Source organism: Alsobacter soli (genome assembly GCF_003004785.1).
Lineage (GTDB): Bacteria > Pseudomonadota > Alphaproteobacteria > Rhizobiales > Beijerinckiaceae > Alsobacter > Alsobacter soli.
Window position 1 is genome coordinate 35,630 of the sequence record NZ_PVZS01000007.1, and the last position, 15,799, is coordinate 51,428.

Consider the following 15,799-nt stretch of genomic DNA (forward strand, 5'->3'; position numbering starts at 1 on the left):
TCACGACACCGCGATCAGCGCGGCGCCGACGCTGCGGTTCTCGGCCAGCATGATGTTGTAGGTCCGAGCCGCCGCGCCCGTCTGCATCACGTCGATGCGGATGCGAGCCTCCTTGAAGCGCCAGCGGGTGCGTTCCGGCAGCGCGGCGATGTCGACGCCGCAGCCGATCAGCAGCACCTCGGGCGGCTCCTCTTCGGCGAAGACCGGCTCGAAGGCGCTCGTGGTGAACTCAGCCGGGCTCGTGACGCTCCAGGCGCGGATCCCGGAGGGCAGCGCCAGGATGGAGCCGCGATGGGACATGTCGGCGAAGCGGAAACCGCCGGCGCCGTAGGCGTCGATGAGGTGGCGCCCGGGGACGAAGCCCTGGTATCGGGCGCCCTCGCTCATTGCGCGGGCCGCTGGGCGGCTGCGCCGCGAACCCGCTTGGGAGCCGGCTTGGCCTCGACCTCAGCGGTCGCAGCCTGCTCGGAACCCACCTTCAGGCCCAGGTAGATCAGCACCGGGGCGGCGATGAAGATGGACGAATAGGTGCCGATCACCACGCCGAAGATCATCGCCCACGAGAAGCTGGAGATCACCTGCCCGCCGAACAGCACCAGGGCCAGAAGAGCCAGCGTGGTCGTGACGGAGGTCATGATCGTGCGCGACAGCGTGGAGTTGATGGCGATGTCCAGCAGCTGGTCGATCGGCATCTTCTTGTAGCGCCGCAGCAGCTCCCGGATTCGGTCGAACACCACGACCGTGTCGTTCAGCGAATAGCCCACGATGGTGAGGATCGCCGCGATCGAGGTCATGTTGAACTCGATCTGGGTGATCGCGAAGAAGCCGATGGTGAGCACCAGGTCGTGCAAGGTGGCGATCACCGCGCCGGCGGCGAATTCCCACTCGAAGCGGAACCAGAGATAGATCAGCACGCCTACGATGGAGAGCACGACGCCGAGCGTGCCGGACTGCACCAATTCGCCCGAGACGCGGGGGCCGACCACCTCGACGCGGCGGAAGTCGAAGTCCTTCTCGAAGGCGGCGCGGACGCGCGCCTGGGCTTCCTGCTGCGCCTTCTCGCGCTCCTGCTGGCTGGCGCCGGGCTGGAGACCAAAGCGGATGGAGACGTCGCCCTTCTCCCCGAACTCCTGGACCTCGACCTCGCCGACGTTCAGGCCGGAGGCCGTCTCGCGCACCTGCGCGATATCGGTCTTGCCGGCCTTCGACTGCATCTCGATGAGCGTGCCGCCGGTGAAGTCGATGCCGAAGTTCATGCTCACGAAGAAGAAGCAGAGCACGGCGATGACCGAGAGAGCCGCCGAGAACGGGAAGCTCACCCGCCGGAAGCTCATGAACGGGAACTTGGTGTCGTCCGGAATGATGCGCAGAAGCTTCATGGTTTCCTCCTGCGATCAGAACGGCAGCCGGGTCGGCTTGGCCGAGCGGTACCACAGGGCGATCATCATGCGGGTCATCGTCACGGCCGTGACGACGGTCGTGACGATGCCGAGGATGAGGGTCACGGCGAAGCCCTTCACCGGGCCGGAGCCCAGGAAGAAGAGAATCGTGGCGGCGATGAACATGGTGACGTTGGAGTCGATGATCGTGGCGAAGGCGCGCTGGAAGCCCGCTTCCAGGGACGAGATCATGGACCTGCCCGCCCTCGCCTCCTCGCGGATGCGCTCGTAGATCAGAACGTTGGAGTCCACGGCCGTGCCGATCGTGAGGACGATGCCTGCGATGCCGGGCAATGTCAGCGTCGAGCCGAGGAGAGACATCAGGGCGAAGATCAGGATGACGTGCACGGCCAGGGCGATGTTGGCGAACAGGCCGAACAGGCCGTAGCTCACGAACATGAAGCCGACGACGAGCACGGTGGCGACGTAGGAGGCCTTCTTGCCGGCGTCGATGGAGTCCTGGCCGAGACCTGGGCCGACCGTCCGCTCCTCCACGATGGTGAGCGGGGCCGGCAGGGCGCCGGCGCGCAACAGGATGGCGAGGTTGTTCGCCGCCTCGACCGTGAAGCGGCCGGAGATCTGGCCCTGCCCGCCGGTGATCGGCTGCAGGATCCGCGGCGCGGAGATCACCTTCTTGTCCAGCACGATGGCGAAGGGCCGGCCGACGTTCTCGGTCGTCACCTGGCCGAAGCGCTGGGCGCCGCGGATGTTGAACTTGAAGTTCACGATCGGCTCGCCGGTCCGCTGGTCGAAGCCGGGCTGGGCGTCGATGAGATCCTCGCCCTGCACCATGACGCGCTTCTCGACCGGGATCGTGCCGCCGCCCTCTTCCTGTGAGGACAGCTGCTCGACGTCGCCCGGCGGGGTGCCGGGATCGGCCACGAGGCGGAACTCGAGCTGGGCGGTGGTGCCCAGGATCTCCTTCAACTTGCGCGGGTCCTGCAGGCCCGGCACCTGGACGAGGATGCGGTCCTGGCCCTGGGCCTGGATGTTCGGCTCCGTGGTGCCCAGCGCGTCGACGCGGCGGCGCAGCACCTCGATGGCCTGGGTGATCGCCTTTCGGACCCGCTCGTTCACGCCGGCGTCCGTGACCGTCATGGTGATGAGGCCGTCCGGCTGCTCGGAGATGTCGATGCTCCGCTGGCCGCCGGCGCCGAGCCCGCCAATGCCGCCAACCGGCTGCGCCAGTTCGTTGAGCCGGGGCAGAAGGCGCTGGCGCTCCGCCTGGTCGGCCACGCGGACGGTGACGCCGCGCGCCTGGACGCCGATGCCGCCGGCCAGCGAGATCTTCTCCTCACGCAGGAGGCGACGGACGTCGTCGCGCAGGGTGTTCACCTGGCCGCGCAGCACCGCCTGGGTGTCCACCTCCAGCAGCACGTGCGAGCCGCCCTGCAGGTCGAGCCCCAGCACGATGGCCTGGTGGGGCACGATCCAGCGCGGCAGGAAGCCTGGGATGGACTGCTCGATGCTCTTGCGCGTCCCCTCCGACAGGAGGCTCGGCATTGCGAAAAGCACGCCCAGCACGGCGATGAGGATGACCCCGAAGGTCTTCAGTCGTGAGAAGCGGAGCATCGTGTCCGGTCGTTGTTCCTGGGCGGCGAAGGCGCGCGTTCAGCGGAGCTAATCACTCCGGCGCGCCGGCGCCACCTTATGTCCAAAAAATCGGCGCGATCGCGACGACAGCGCGCAGAATCAGGCAGCCTTGACGGGCTCGCCCTTGGCGCGGACCTCCGCGATCATCGACTTCACGGCGCGAACGCGCACGCCCTCGGCGATCTCGATCTCCATCTCCGGGTCGTCGCCGGCCTTGGTGACGCGACCGATGATGCCGCCGTTCAGCACCACGGTGTCGCCGCGGCGAACGTTCTTCAGCAGGTCCTGGTGCTCCTTGGCGCGGCGCTGCTGCGGGCGGATGATGAGGAAGTACATGATCACGAAGATCAGCAGGAACGGCGCGAGCTGAACAATCATGTCCATGCCACCAGGCGTGGCGCCGGCGGTCTGGGCGAAAGCGGGCGTGATCACGGGGAGAACCTCCGCACGAGGAAAGGCCCCGCATCCCGCTGGAGCGGGGGGAGCCGGAAAAAGTGGCGCGGACTATAGCCGCGGCCCCACGGAAAGCAATGCGAGAGGCCTTGGCCGAGACGCTTCTTCCCCGTTCTTGCGTGAGTAGCGAAGCAAATCAGGAGGAGCCTGATCGGCCCCGCCCTTCTGGATCGCCTCGCCGCTCTGCTCCTCGAGGTGACGAGAAACGGCGAGGGAGCCGCCAGAAGAGCCGCCGCGGCGTGACACGAAGGGGGGACTTCGCTAAGCAGGCCGCGCGCTTAAACCTCAAGAAGGCCGCCATGTCCGCCGCCCATCCCTCGTCCGACGCCGACCTTTCCGTCCTGGCCCGCATCGCCGACGCCCTCGAGCGGCTGGCCCCGCCCCGGCCGGAAAACCCCGATTTCGGCGCGGCGGACGCGTTCGTATGGCGCCCCTCCCCGGCCGGGCTCGCGCCCGTGCCGAAGGTCAACCGGGTCGAACTCGTGCTGCTCAAGGGAATCGACCGCGCCCGCGACATCCTGCTCGACAACACCGTCCGCTTCGCCAGGGGCTTGCCGGCCAACAACGCCCTGCTGTGGGGCGCTCGGGGCATGGGCAAGTCGTCGCTGGTGAAAGCCGCGCACGCCGCCGTGAATGCTGATCGGCCGGCCGGCCAGGCGGCGCTGAAGCTGGTCGAAATTCACCGCGAGGACATCGACACCCTGCCGGTGCTCATGGAGATGGTGCGCGGCGCGCCATTCCGCTTCGTGGTGTTCTGCGACGACCTGTCCTTCGACGGGGACGATACCTCCTATAAGTCGCTGAAGGCGGTGCTGGAGGGCGGCATCGAGGGGCGGCCGGAGAACGTACTGTTCTATGCGACGTCCAACCGGCGCCACCTGCTGCCGCGCGACATGATGGAGAACGAGCGGTCCACGGCCATCAACCCGGGCGAGGCCGTGGAGGAGAAGGTCTCGCTGTCCGACCGATTCGGCCTGTGGCTCGGCTTCCACAAGTGCAGCCAGGACGAGTTCCTGGCCATGGTGGATGGCTACGCGGAGCACTTCGGCCTTCGGGTGGAAGACAAGGACGCCATGCACCACGACGCCCTGGAGTGGTCCATCACCCGGGCGTCGCGCTCCGGCCGAACGGCCTGGCAGTTCATCCAGGATTTGGCCGGCCGGCTGGAGCAGCGGCTGGGGTAAGGCCTCCGGATCCCCTTCTCAGCTTCGCCGCCCCGGCCGGGATGACGTCGGGACCTTGCGGCCGTCTCCGCTCACCCCATGAGTGCGGTTCAGGCGCCCACCGCTGGGCTCATGCCTGCCATTCGCCCGTTCGAATGTCTTTGACGGGTTCCGGCCACCTCCTCAAGATGCCCGCCACCTGACCCTGACCGGTGACAAGAGCCATGCTGACGAACCTGCAGACGCGCGACGTCGAAACCCTGATCCACCCCTACACCAACCTGGCGAGCTTTCGCGAAGCGGGCCCGCTGGTTCTGGAAAACGGCAAGGGCGTTTGGGTCTACGACACCGACGGCAAGGCCTATATCGAAGGCATGGCGGGGCTGTGGTGCACGTCGCTCGGCTACAGCAACGAGGAGTTGGTCGAGACCGCGCGCGAGCAGATGGCGAAGCTGCCGTTCACCCACATCTTCGGCGGCAAGAGCCACGACCCGGCCATCGAGCTCGCGGAGAAGCTGAAGGAGATCGCGCCCATGCCGGTCTCGAAGGTGTTGTTCGGGGCGTCGGGCTCCGACGCCAACGACACCCAGGTCAAGCTGATGTGGTACTACAACAACGCCATCGGCCGGCCGCAGAAGAAGAAGATCATCGCGCGGATCAAGGGCTACCACGGCGTGACGGTGGCCTCGGCCTCGCTCACCGGCCTGCCGGCGAACCACACCGACTTCGACCTGCCCATCAAGAACATCCTCCACACCTCCTGCCCGCACTACTACCGCTTCGGCAAAGACGGCGAGACGGAGGAGGAGTTCGCGACCCGCTGCGCGGATGAGCTCGAGGAGCTGATCCTGCGCGAGGGACCGGAGACCGTGGCGGCCTTCATCGCCGAGCCGGTGGGCGGCGCCGGCGGCGTCACGACGCCCCCGGCGGGCTACTACGAGAAGATCCAGAAGGTCCTGGACAAGTATGACGTCCTGTTCATCGCCGACGAGGTGATCACGGGCTTCGGGCGGCTCGGAACCATGTTCGGCTCCGAGGCCATGGGCATGCGTCCCGACACCATGTCCTGCGCCAAGGCGATCACGTCCGCCTACTTCCCCGTCTCGGCGGTGATGATCCCGGAGAAGATCTACGCCGCTATGGTGGACGAGAGCCGCAAGATCGGCACCTTCGGCCACGGCAATACCTATGCGGGTCACCCGGTCGGCATGGCGCTCGGCGTGAAGACGATCGAGATCTACCAGCGCGACAACATCATCGGGCACGTGCAGTCGCTGCTCCCGGGCTTCTGGAAGCACCTGGACACGCTTCGGCAGCACCCTCTGGTCGGCGAAGTGCGCGGCAAGGGCCTCGTGGCCGGCATCGAGCTCGTGGCCGACAAGGCCACCAAGCGCGCGTTCGACGCCAAGAAGACGGTCGGGGCCAAGGCGACCAGCCTGTGCCAGGAGGAAGGGCTCATCGTCCGCAACCTGGCCGACACGGTCGCGGTCTGCCCGCCCCTGATCATCAAGCAGGACGAGGTGGACGAGATGTTCGCCAAGCTCACCCGTGCGCTCGACCGGCTGGAGGATCATGTCCGCCAGGCTGGCCTGCGCGACGCCTGACCTAGACGCATCCGACCACGCCCAGCGCCCTCCCCGCCTCCGGTGGGGAGGGCGTTTCTGTGCGCAGCCGCACTGCGCGAGATCAGGTCCGACCTTAGCCGTTCGTTTACCATGCCACCGTCAATCGGTGACGATTGGTCCGACCGATGACGGAAGCCAAACTTCCTCCATACGGTCGCCACCGGCCGGCTCAAAAGCCGCGCTAGGGAGGATTCGTCCTGGACGGCAAGGCCGCGGGACGGGAATGGCACACGAGGATCCCATGGTCACAGCAGCTCACAAGGCCGCTTCGGGCGGGCAAACTTCCAGCACATCGCGCCGCCCTCCTGACATCGCGTTCTATTCGCCGATCGGAATCCAGGCGGTCGCCGCCGCCACGGCGCAGTTGCGCCGGTCTCAGAGGGAGGAGGCGCTGCGCGCCGAATCCTGCCCCAAGGAAGAGCCGGCGGTTCTCAGGAACAAGGACGACGAGGTCGCCTGAGGCGTCGCGCCTTCAGGCTGGGCTACGGCTTGCCTGAGGCCTCGCGCAAGTCGCCGGACCGGCGTCCGGCGGCTCAGCACTGACGAGCGCCCCCGGTGACGAGGGAGTGCCTGCAGTGAGTCGCGCGCCTTGGTCGCGCGTCACTTCACCACGACACGGGCGCCGACGGGCACGCGGTTGTAGAGATCGACCACGTCGATGTTGCGCATCCGGATGCAGCCGGAGGACACGGCCTTGCCGATCGTCTCCGGCTCGTTGGTGCCGTGGATGCGGTAGAGCGTGTCCTTGTTGCCCTCGAACAGATAGAGAGCCCGGGCGCCCAGCGGATTGCCAGGGCCGCCCTTGGTGTGGTGCACGTGCGGCCAGCGCTTCACCATCTCGGCCGGGGGATTCCAGTCAGGCCACTCGGCCTTGCGCTGGATCGTGGCGACGCCGGTCCAGCCGAAGGCCTCGTCGCCCACCGCCACGCCGTAGCGGATGGCCTTGCCGTTGGGCTCGACCAGGTAGAGGAAGCGGGACTTGGTGTCGACCACGATGGTCCCGGGCTTCTCGCCCGTGGGATCGTCGATGCGGTAGCGCTCGAAGGGGCGGTAAAGCTCCGCGCTTGGCACCATGGCCATCCATTCGGCGTCCTTCGCGCTCACGGACGGCTCGGGGACCGGCTCGTACTTGCAGCCCGCCAGCGCCAGCGCCGCCCCCACCATGACCACCGACGTCGTCAGCCGCATCGCAGATCCCACCCGAATCTTGGGCGCCCCCCGGCGCCGGATGAGGGCCAGCCCTAGCAGATGCGGGCGGATTGCGCTGTGATGCTGCAGCCGCACTACACGCGATTGTGAAACCGGTTTGCTGTGGAGGGCGAGGCGTCCATGACCTGCCTCAAACAGCGGGACCGCTCATCGCAGGATGGACGAGGGCGTCCGGACGGCGGAGAATGCCCGGAACCAGAAACGCTCCGGGAGGCGACGTGTCCACCCTGCTGATTTCACATCCGTGTTTCGTCCGACACCAGACTCCCCTCGGCCATCCGGAGCGGCCCGACCGCATGAGGGTCGTGGAACGCATTCTTGAACATGAGCGCTTCCAGCCGCTCCAGCGTGAGTCGTCGCCGGCGGCGACATTCGATCAGCTCTGCCTCGCCCATCCCGAAGATTATGTCCGGGAGATCGAGGACGCGGCGCCCACGGAGGGCATGATCCAGCTCGACGCGGACACGACGATGTCCTCCGGCACCTGGGAGGCCGCGGTCCGTGGCGTGGGCGGCGCCATCCTGGCGGTGGACGAGGTGATGGCCGGGAAGGTCAATAACGCCTTCGCCGCGTCCCGACCGCCAGGGCACCACGCCGAGAAGACCAAGGCGATGGGATTCTGCTTCTTCAACAACGCCGCCATCGCGGCGCGGCACGCGCAGAAGATCCACGGCGCCGAACGCGTCGCGGTCGTCGACTGGGATGTCCACCACGGCAACGGCACCCAGGACATCTTCTGGAACGACCCCAGCGTCATGTACTGCTCGACGCACGAGATGCCGCTCTATCCCGGCACGGGCGCGGCGAACGAGCGGGGCGAACACGACACGATCGTCAACGCGCCCCTGCGGGCGGGCGACGGCGGCTCGGAGTTCCGGGAGGCCATGGAGATCGCGATCCTGCCCCGGATCGAGGCGTTCCGCCCGGACCTGATCGTTATCTCGGCGGGTTTCGACGCCCATGTGCGCGATCCGCTGGCCAACCTGAACCTGGTGGAGGCCGACTATGGCTGGGCCACGGCCCAGCTCATGGATCTGGCGGACCGGTTCGCCAATGGCCGGATCGTGTCGATCCTGGAGGGCGGCTACGACCTCGAGGGCCTGGCGCGTTCCACGGCGGCGCACGTCATGACGCTGATGCGGGGCGGCTGAGGCGCCTCGCCGCAGCGTCCGGCGCGGGTCGGGCGCCCGCAAAGCGCAGATGACAGGGTGGAAGCAGGCGTGGACAATCCGCGCATCCGCTCCACCTCCACCTGTGCGGCCCCTGGCCGCGGAGACCCCCGCCCGAGCGGGCCTTTTGGCCCGCGCATTACGAGAGGGAGCCGCCCGCATCCGGCCCGGCCGCTTGTGCGAGGCTGCTCGACGCCATGAACGTTGCCGCCGCCCCCGAGCTGACGCGCCCCGTCCTCAGCCACGAAGAGATCCGCCGGATCATCTTCGGCATTCTTATCGCCATGTTCCTGGCCGCGTTGGACCAGACCATCGTGGCCACCGCATTGCCCACCATTGGCCGGGAGCTCGGCGACGCCGAGTTGCTGTCCTGGATCGTCACGGCCTATCTCGTCACGGCGACGGCCATCACCCCGCTCTACGGCAAGGTCAGCGACATCGCCGGCCGGCGGCCGACCATGCTGGTGGGCATCACCGTGTTCGTGATCGGCTCGGCCGCCTGCGCGCTCGCGCCCAACATGCTCGGTCTCATCCTCGCCCGAGGCCTGCAGGGCCTGGGCGGCGGCGGACTCATCTCCATGGCGCAGACCATCATTGGCGACATGGTTCCCCCCAAGGAGCGGGGCCGCTACCAGGTCTATATCGCCAGCGTCTTCGTGAGCTCCAGCCTGGCCGGCCCCGTGCTCGGCGGCTTCTTCGCCGAGCACCTGCACTGGTCCATCATCTTCTGGATCAACCTGCCGCTCGGCGTGCTCGCCTTCCTCAGCGTCAACCGCGCGCTCAAGCGGCTGCCCCAGCACAACCGGCGGCATGCGCTGGACGTGTTCGGCGCAGTGCTGATGATCGTGGCCACGACCCTCCTGCTGATGGCCCTGAACTGGGGAGGCATCCGCTTCCCCTGGACCTCCACGCCGATCATGGGCCTGCTCGCGGCCGCCGCCGTCGGCTGGGCCGCGTTCGGCTTGCGGATGATGACCGCGTCCGAGCCGCTCATCCCGGTGGCCCTGTTCACCAACGGCGTCGTTCTCAACGGGACGCTGGCCGCCTGCTTCGGCATGGGCGCGTTCATCGGCCTGACCATCTACACGCCGGTGTACCTGGAGATCGTGCAAGGTCTCTCGGCCAGCGACTCAGGCCTGGCGCTGATTCCCCTGATGATCGGCACTGTGACGGGCGCGACCATATCGGGCCGGGCCATGGCCAAGGTGGTCCACTACAAGCGGCTGCCCCTGGGCGGGCTCGTGGTCGCCATAGCGGCCACGCTGCTGCTGGCGATCGAGGGCGAGAGCCTTCCCTTCGCGCTGATGGAGGTGATCTTCGCCGTGATCAGCATCGGCCTCGGCACCCTGCTGCCCGTGACCACCGTCGCCATCCAGAACGCGGTTCCGCTGCACCAGCTCGGCACGGCGACCGCCAGCATGAACTTCTTTCGAAGCCTCGGCGGGTCCCTCCTGGTCGCGGTTTTCGGGGCCATCCTGCTCGCCGGCGGCATCGTGGGCGGCCTGCACGGCCCCGCCGCGGGCGTCGAGAGCGCGCCGCATTCGCCGGCGGCCGTCGCCGCCTTCCGGACGATGTTCGAGGCCGCGGCCGCAGCCCTTGCGGTGGCGCTGCTGTTCCTGGTCGTCATGGAGGAACGGCCGCTGCGCGGACGCGCCGCGCCGACGCCAGTCGCCGACTGATCGGCGCACGCGAAAACGCCCGGGGCGGAAGCTCCGGGCGTCGTTCTGAGTAAGCCTGGCCTACTGCTGCTTCGTCTGGTTGCCGCCCGGCGGCAGAAAACGCTGGTCGCCCTGCAGCTTCTGGTCGCCGCTGCTCGCAGAGTTGCCGCCGACCGTCGTGCCGGTTGTTTCGCCGGCTCCGCTGCGCCCTCCGACGCCTGCTCCGGCGCCCATTCCGCCAGCCCCGGATCCGCTCACGCCGCCGCCTCCAGCGGCCCCGCCCGCGGCCGCGCCTCCACCGGCGCTCCCGGCCGCTCCGCCGCCAGCCCCTCCCCCGGCGCCCGCGGACTGGGCGTAGGCCAGGGGCGCGGCGGTCATTGCGCCGAGCGCCAGGGCAAGGGCCGTGATGGTGATCGTCTTGCGCATCCGATGTCTCCCGTGGTGAACGGAGCCAACGTCATCCGGCAAGGCGTGTTCCGATGGGCGAAGGTCGAGCCCGGTCACATGATCAGGATCATGGGCCTCAGTGGGCGACGCGCATTGGATTTCGGCGAAATCTTCTTTGGATAGCCAAGCACAGCCTTTGCGCGAGATTGTCGCTTGTGCTTGGTTGAACCATCTCTCCTCACGCCCCAGTCGAGAAATGACCAAGCAGCACATCGAGCGCGCCGAGAAAGCTCTGCAACGCATGCTGGACTGGATCGCCCGGCATGATTCCCGGAGTTCGGCCGTCCTGGGCATCACTATCGCGATGGTCGGCGCATTGTCGGCGTCGATCCCCTCGCCCTCGCAGTGGACGTGGACCTACGCGCTGGCCCTGGCCGCCGCCGTGATCGGACTCGGGGCCGTGTTGACGGAGTTGCTGCGCGGGCAATTTCCGCGCATGCGGTCGACGCCGTCGCTGTTCTTCTTCGGGACCGTGGCGAACCTGCCGCTCGACCAATACCGCAGCGAGGTCGCCGCCCTGGACGATGAGGCCTATCTCAAGGACCTGCTGACCCAGTGCCATACCAACGCACGGATCCTCAGGTCCAAGTTCCGGTCGCTCAAGCGCTCGATCTTCGCCCTGCTGTGCGCGGCCGTTCCGTGGGCGGTCGCCCTCGGATTGGGCAAAGGGCTCTGACGAGCGTTCAGGCTCGCCAAAGGCGCCCGCTCAGGCGGCCGAAATGCTCTTGGGCGCGCCGCCGCCCTTGACGGGCCTGGCGCGCTTTGCGGCGCCATCCGGCTTGGCGGGCTTGGCCGCGACCAGCTTGTCGGCCTTCTTCCGGGCGAACTTCACCAGCTTCCTGAGAGCCTTGCGCTCGTCGTCCAGCGCGGCGAGCTGCGCCTCGACCCGGGACAGGCCATCATCCGAGGCCAGCGAGACCGCAGCTTCATCCACCGCCGCCGTCCGGTCGAGAGCGGACGAAAACTCACGGACGCTTCGAGCCTTCTCGTAGGCCTCATGCAACTCTGCGAATTTCTTGCGCGCTTTGTCGCCCATAGGAACAACTCTCCGGTTTTCGGCGCCGTGCACGAACCCGTACCGAGACGGACTGTCACAATCTACACGCTCATTCCGGCTTCCGCCTGATCCGGCGCATTATCCGGGGCGCGCCAAAGAAGCCGCTTGATCCGGACCTTGCGGCGGCTAGTCTGGCACAACAAATGCCAGTGCGGGGTTCCCGCCGAAAGAGAGCATGCGGATGCCCCCACCTTCCGGGTCCCCCCGGCCCGAGCCTCAGAAGCCAATCCTGTCCGTTGCGGGCCTGAGCATTGCGCTCCGGGGCCGCGGCCGCGAGACCAGTCTGGTGCAGGATGTCTCGTTCTCGCTCAGCGAGGGCCGCACCCTGTGCCTCGTGGGCGAGTCCGGCTGCGGCAAGAGCCTGACGTCACTGGCCATCATGGGGCTGCTCGCTTCGCCGCCGCTCGAAATCACGCGAGGCGAGATCCTGTTCGAAGGGCGGGATCTGCGCGCACTCTCGGCGCGGGACCGGGCCGACCTGCGCGGCGACCGGATGACCATGATCTTCCAGGAGCCCATGACGTCCCTCAACCCCGCCTTCACCATCGGCGACCAGATCGCCGAGGCGGTGATGCGGCACAAGGGCGGCACGGCGGAGGAGGCGCGCGCCAAGGCGCTCGAGATGCTCAAGCGCGTGCGCATTCCGGCGGCCGAGAAGCGGCTGGACGAGTATCCGCATCAGCTGTCGGGCGGCATGCGCCAGCGCATCATGATCGCCATGGCCCTGGTGAACGGGCCGCGCCTGCTGATCGCGGACGAACCCACCACGGCGCTTGACGTCACCATTCAGGCCCAGATCCTGTCCCTGGTCCGCCGGCTGCAGCAGGAGACGGGCTCCGCCATGCTGCTGATCACCCACGACCTCGGCGTCGTGGCCGAGGTGGCGGACGAAGTCGCCGTGATGTACGCCGGGCGCATCGTCGAGCGCGCTTCGGTGAAGGACATCTTCGACGATCCCCAACATCCCTACACCATCGGGCTCATGGGGTCCCTGCCCTCCCTGTCCGGGCGTGAGGAGCGGCTCGCGACCATTCCGGGCAGCGTGCCGGCGCCTGAGCGAATGCCCAAGGGCTGCCGGTTCGCGCCGCGCTGCCCGTTCTGCATCCCGGCCTGCACGGAGGCGCAGCCGCCGCTTCTGGAGGTCGCGCCGGGCCACGAGGCCGCCTGCATCCGCGCGCCGCTCGAACAGCACGTGACGGAGGCCGCGTGAGCGCGATCCTGCAGGCCGAGGGCCTCAAGAAATATTTCAAGACGGGCGGCGGCCTGTTCTCGAAACCGACGGTCGTACGCGCCGTGGACGGCGTCTCGTTCGCCGTGCAGAAGGGCGAGACGCTCGCCATCGTGGGCGAGTCCGGCTGCGGCAAATCCACGGTCGGGCGCATGCTGATGCGGCTGATCGAGCCCACCGCAGGGACGGTGACCTTCGAAGGACAGGACCTCGGCGCTCTTGGCGAGACCGGCCTGCGCAAGCTGCGCGGCGCCATGCAGATGGTGTTCCAGGATCCGTTCTCCTCGCTCAACCCCCGGATGACCGTGGCCGACATCGTGGGCGAGCCGCTGTGGCTCCACGGCGAGGGCTCCGCCAGGGAGAGGCGGGAGAAGACGCTCGAACTGCTGCGCACGGTGGGGCTGCGGCCGGACCTGGCGGACCGATACCCGCATGAGTTCTCCGGTGGGCAGCGACAGCGCATCGGCATCGCCCGGGCGCTCGCGAGCTCGCCGAAGCTGGTGATCGGCGACGAGCCGGTCTCGGCGCTGGACGTGTCCATCCAGGCCCAGGTCATCAACCTGCTGGAGGACCTCAAGGAGCGCTTCGCCCTCACGCTCATCATCATCGCCCATGACCTGGCGGTGATCCGGCACATGAGCGACCGCGTGATCGTCATGTATCTGGGCTCGATCGTGGAGGTCGCCCCCACGGGGCCGCTCTACTCCGAACCGCTGCACCCCTACACGCGGGCCCTGCTCAGCGCGATTCCGCTTCCGGTTCCCGGCCATCACGCCGAGCGCAAGCTGCTCGAGGGGGACATCCCGAGCCCGGCCAACCCGCCGTCCGGCTGCCGTTTCCATACCCGCTGCCCCTACGCCCAGAAGCGCTGCGTGGACGAGGTCCCGGCCTTGCGCGACGCCGGCGCGGGCCGGATGGCGGCCTGCCACTTCTTCGAGGATCTGCCGCCGGAAACGGCCGGCCGCGCGCTCGGCGCGGCCGACAGTCCGGCCAAGGCGAGGCGCCTCGCGCTGTACAAACAGTTCAGGACCCTCCGGGACACCCAAGGGCCCGAGGCCGTCCTTCGTGCTTCCACGCCAACGATGGAAGCCGTCACCAGGGGAGAACAGTCGTCATGACCAGCACCACCCGCGGGCTCCATGGCCTCGCACGCGCGACCGCGCTGGCGGCCGGCCTGCTCGGCCTCGCCACTGCGGCGCACGCCCAGCAGCAGCTTCGCATCGGCCTCGCCGAGGACGCCGACGCGCTCGATCCGCACCAGGCGCGCACGTTCGTGGGGCGCATCGTCTTTACCTCGCTCTGCGACAAGCTGGTGGACGTGACGCCGGACCTGAAGTTCACACCGCAGCTGGCGACCTCTTGGGAGTGGGCGCCCGACAACACCTCCCTCACCTTCCACCTGCGCGAGGGGGTGAAGTTCCACGACGGCGAGCCCTTCAACGCCGAGGCGGCGAAGTACAACATCGAGCGCGCGTTGACCTTGCCGGAGTCCCGCCGCAAGAGCGAGATCTCCAGCGTCCAGAGCGTGGAGGTCGTCGACCCGATGACCATCAAGCTCGTGCTCAAGAAGCCGGACGTCACGGTGCTGGCGCAGCTCTCCGACCGCGCCGGCATGATGGTGTCGCCGAAGGCCGCCAAGGAGATGGGCGCGAACCTCGCCTCGAAGCCGGTCTGCTCGGGGCCGTACAAGTTCGTGGAGCGCGTCCAGAACGACCGCATCGTGCTGGAGAAGTTCCAGGACTACTGGAACAAGCAGGCCTACTCCTTTGACAAGGTGACCTATCTGCCGATCCCGGACTCTACTGTCCGGCTCGCGAACCTGCGCTCCGGCGACCTCGACATCATCGAGCGCCTGGAGCCCACGGACGTGAAGACGGCGAAGTCCGACGCCAATCTCGCGACCGCATCGGCGGTCGGGCTGGGCTATCAGGCCATCAACATCAACCTGAACAACGGCGACAAGGCGAAGAACCCGCTCGGCCAGAACGCGCTCGTGCGCCAGGCCTTCGAGCTTACGCTGGACCGCGAAGCCCTCAACCAGGTCGTGTTCGAGGGCCAGTTCAGCCCGGGCAACCAGTATTTCTCGCCCAAGAACTTCTACTACGACGCCAAGGTGCCGATCCCGCCGCGCGACGTCGAGAAGGCCAAGGCGCTCCTGAAGCAGGCGGGAGTGCCGACGCCGGTGTCGTTCGAGGTCACCATGTCCAACAGCCCGCGCTCGCAAGCGGTGATGCAGGTGATCCAGTCCATGGCCCAGGAGGCCGGATTCGACATCAAGCTGCGTGCGACCGAGTTCGCCACCATGCTGGACGAAGGCACGAAGGGGAACTTCCAGGCCAACCAGTACGGCTGGTCGGGCCGGCCGGACCCGGACGGCAACATCTACGGTTTCGTCACCTGCAAGGGCAACCTGAACGACTGGAAATACTGCAACCCGCAGGTCGACAAGCTGCTCGACGAAGCCCGGACGGTCGCCGACCCGAACGAGCGCAAGAAGCGCTACGACGCGGCGGAGGAGATCCTGGCCAAGGACCTGCCGATTATCGTGATCTACCACGAGAGCTGGATCTGGGGGATGAAGAAGTCCCTCCAGGGCTTTCAGCCCCACCCGGACGGCATGATCCGCCTCGCGGGCGTCAAGAAGTCGTGAGCGCGTGAGAATGGCCGCGATGCCAGCCTTCACCTGTCTCGTGCTGAGGAGCAGGCCCGCGAGGGCCTGCTGTGCAGCCGCAGCCCACCCTCCCGTTGAGGGGGAGGG

16 protein-coding genes are annotated in these 15,799 nt (G+C 67.7%); 9 read left to right on the forward strand and 7 right to left on the reverse strand.

What is annotated here, in order from left to right; all coding sequences use genetic code 11:
* From SLNSH_RS07770 to yajC, 4 genes are all read right to left on the reverse strand, one after another.
* A complete protein-coding gene (locus tag SLNSH_RS07770) occupies window positions 1-387 on the reverse strand; it encodes an Mth938-like domain-containing protein (RefSeq protein WP_106336116.1) in 387 nt (128 codons plus the stop codon).
* On the reverse strand, window positions 384-1,379 hold the full coding sequence (gene secF / locus SLNSH_RS07775; protein ID WP_106336117.1) for a protein translocase subunit SecF: 996 nt from the start codon (window positions 1,377-1,379) through the stop codon (window positions 384-386). Before secF ends, SLNSH_RS07770 begins: the two co-directional genes overlap by 4 nt.
* A gap of 15 nt (window positions 1,380-1,394) precedes the next feature.
* Entirely contained in the window at window positions 1,395-3,011 is a 1,617-nt protein-coding gene (secD, locus tag SLNSH_RS07780; RefSeq protein ID WP_106336118.1) for a protein translocase subunit SecD, read from the reverse strand.
* A 120-nt stretch (window positions 3,012-3,131) separates the two neighbouring features.
* A complete protein-coding gene (gene yajC / locus SLNSH_RS07785) occupies window positions 3,132-3,464 on the reverse strand; it encodes a preprotein translocase subunit YajC (protein ID WP_106336119.1) in 333 nt (110 codons plus the stop codon).
* A gap of 320 nt (window positions 3,465-3,784) precedes the next feature.
* Between yajC and SLNSH_RS07790 the strand changes: the two genes are divergently transcribed.
* The 3 genes from SLNSH_RS07790 (at window position 3,785) to SLNSH_RS07800 (ending at window position 6,733) form a co-directional block, all read left to right on the forward strand.
* Window positions 3,785-4,669, forward strand: coding sequence for an ATP-binding protein (locus SLNSH_RS07790; RefSeq protein WP_106336120.1), 885 nt, complete (start codon window positions 3,785-3,787; stop codon window positions 4,667-4,669).
* A gap of 203 nt (window positions 4,670-4,872) precedes the next feature.
* Window positions 4,873-6,252, forward strand: coding sequence for an aspartate aminotransferase family protein (locus tag SLNSH_RS07795; RefSeq protein ID WP_106336121.1), 1,380 nt, complete (start codon window positions 4,873-4,875; stop codon window positions 6,250-6,252).
* Window positions 6,253-6,514: 262 nt separating this feature from the next.
* Window positions 6,515-6,733 (forward strand): hypothetical protein, encoded by a 219-nt coding sequence (locus SLNSH_RS07800; protein WP_106336122.1) that lies wholly within the window; start codon window positions 6,515-6,517, stop codon window positions 6,731-6,733.
* A 140-nt stretch (window positions 6,734-6,873) separates the two neighbouring features.
* Here SLNSH_RS07800 and SLNSH_RS07805 read toward each other — a convergent pair whose 3' ends face one another.
* Complete coding sequence (locus SLNSH_RS07805) at window positions 6,874-7,461, reverse strand: L,D-transpeptidase (protein WP_106336123.1); 588 nt, start codon at window positions 7,459-7,461, stop codon at window positions 6,874-6,876.
* A gap of 239 nt (window positions 7,462-7,700) precedes the next feature.
* Between SLNSH_RS07805 and SLNSH_RS07810 the strand changes: the two genes are divergently transcribed.
* Together SLNSH_RS07810 and SLNSH_RS07815 are read left to right on the forward strand one after the other, a co-directional pair.
* Window positions 7,701-8,633: a histone deacetylase family protein gene (locus SLNSH_RS07810; RefSeq protein ID WP_106336124.1), complete on the forward strand. Its 933-nt coding sequence runs from the start codon at window positions 7,701-7,703 to the stop codon at window positions 8,631-8,633.
* Between the two features lie 215 nt (window positions 8,634-8,848).
* The gene (locus SLNSH_RS07815; protein WP_106336125.1) at window positions 8,849-10,330 is read left to right on the forward strand and encodes an MDR family MFS transporter; all 1,482 of its coding nucleotides are present in this window, start codon (window positions 8,849-8,851) and stop codon (window positions 10,328-10,330) included.
* Between the two features lie 60 nt (window positions 10,331-10,390).
* Here SLNSH_RS07815 and SLNSH_RS24850 read toward each other — a convergent pair whose 3' ends face one another.
* A complete protein-coding gene (locus tag SLNSH_RS24850) occupies window positions 10,391-10,735 on the reverse strand; it encodes a hypothetical protein (protein ID WP_158266714.1) in 345 nt (114 codons plus the stop codon).
* Window positions 10,736-10,952: 217 nt separating this feature from the next.
* On the opposite strand from SLNSH_RS24850, the gene SLNSH_RS07825 reads away from it, so the two are divergent.
* Window positions 10,953-11,432 (forward strand): Pycsar system effector family protein, encoded by a 480-nt coding sequence (locus tag SLNSH_RS07825; protein ID WP_106336127.1) that lies wholly within the window; start codon window positions 10,953-10,955, stop codon window positions 11,430-11,432.
* Window positions 11,433-11,462: 30 nt separating this feature from the next.
* On the opposite strand, the gene SLNSH_RS07830 is transcribed toward SLNSH_RS07825, so the two are convergent.
* Complete coding sequence (locus SLNSH_RS07830; RefSeq protein ID WP_106336128.1) at window positions 11,463-11,792, reverse strand: hypothetical protein; 330 nt, start codon at window positions 11,790-11,792, stop codon at window positions 11,463-11,465.
* A 202-nt stretch (window positions 11,793-11,994) separates the two neighbouring features.
* Here SLNSH_RS07830 and SLNSH_RS07835 point away from each other — a divergent pair, with 202 nt between their 5' ends.
* Genes SLNSH_RS07835 through SLNSH_RS07845 form a run of 3 tightly spaced genes read left to right on the forward strand, consistent with a single transcriptional unit; the run spans window position 11,995 to window position 15,691 of the window.
* Window positions 11,995-13,023 (forward strand): ABC transporter ATP-binding protein, encoded by a 1,029-nt coding sequence (locus SLNSH_RS07835; RefSeq protein ID WP_106336258.1) that lies wholly within the window; start codon window positions 11,995-11,997, stop codon window positions 13,021-13,023.
* Window positions 13,020-14,159: an ABC transporter ATP-binding protein gene (locus tag SLNSH_RS07840; protein ID WP_106336129.1), complete on the forward strand. Its 1,140-nt coding sequence runs from the start codon at window positions 13,020-13,022 to the stop codon at window positions 14,157-14,159. The genes SLNSH_RS07835 and SLNSH_RS07840 overlap by 4 nt, the downstream gene beginning before the upstream one ends.
* Window positions 14,156-15,691, forward strand: a complete 1,536-nt coding sequence (locus SLNSH_RS07845; protein WP_106336130.1) for an ABC transporter substrate-binding protein — start codon at window positions 14,156-14,158, stop codon at window positions 15,689-15,691. Before SLNSH_RS07840 ends, SLNSH_RS07845 begins: the two co-directional genes overlap by 4 nt.
* The last annotated feature ends 108 nt before the right edge of the window (window positions 15,692-15,799 follow it).

Bases quoted from the DNA above. Each gene is read 5' to 3' on its own strand.
- SLNSH_RS07770 (WP_106336116.1), bottom strand. From the start codon at position 387: ATGAGCGAGGGCGCCCGATACCAGGGCTTCGTCCCCGGGCGCCACCTC.
- secF (WP_106336117.1), bottom strand. From the start codon at position 1,379: ATGAAGCTTCTGCGCATCATTCCGGACGACACCAAGTTCCCGTTCATG.
- secD (WP_106336118.1), bottom strand. From the start codon at position 3,011: ATGCTCCGCTTCTCACGACTGAAGACCTTCGGGGTCATCCTCATCGCC.
- SLNSH_RS07790 (WP_106336120.1), top strand. From the start codon at position 3,785: ATGTCCGCCGCCCATCCCTCGTCCGACGCCGACCTTTCCGTCCTGGCC.
- SLNSH_RS07795 (WP_106336121.1), top strand. From the start codon at position 4,873: ATGCTGACGAACCTGCAGACGCGCGACGTCGAAACCCTGATCCACCCC.
- SLNSH_RS07800 (WP_106336122.1), top strand. From the start codon at position 6,515: ATGGTCACAGCAGCTCACAAGGCCGCTTCGGGCGGGCAAACTTCCAGC.
- SLNSH_RS07805 (WP_106336123.1), bottom strand. From the start codon at position 7,461: ATGCGGCTGACGACGTCGGTGGTCATGGTGGGGGCGGCGCTGGCGCTG.
- SLNSH_RS07815 (WP_106336125.1), top strand. From the start codon at position 8,849: ATGAACGTTGCCGCCGCCCCCGAGCTGACGCGCCCCGTCCTCAGCCAC.
- SLNSH_RS24850 (WP_158266714.1), bottom strand. From the start codon at position 10,735: ATGCGCAAGACGATCACCATCACGGCCCTTGCCCTGGCGCTCGGCGCA.
- SLNSH_RS07825 (WP_106336127.1), top strand. From the start codon at position 10,953: ATGACCAAGCAGCACATCGAGCGCGCCGAGAAAGCTCTGCAACGCATG.
- SLNSH_RS07830 (WP_106336128.1), bottom strand. From the start codon at position 11,792: ATGGGCGACAAAGCGCGCAAGAAATTCGCAGAGTTGCATGAGGCCTAC.
- SLNSH_RS07835 (WP_106336258.1), top strand. From the start codon at position 11,995: ATGCCCCCACCTTCCGGGTCCCCCCGGCCCGAGCCTCAGAAGCCAATC.
- SLNSH_RS07845 (WP_106336130.1), top strand. From the start codon at position 14,156: ATGACCAGCACCACCCGCGGGCTCCATGGCCTCGCACGCGCGACCGCG.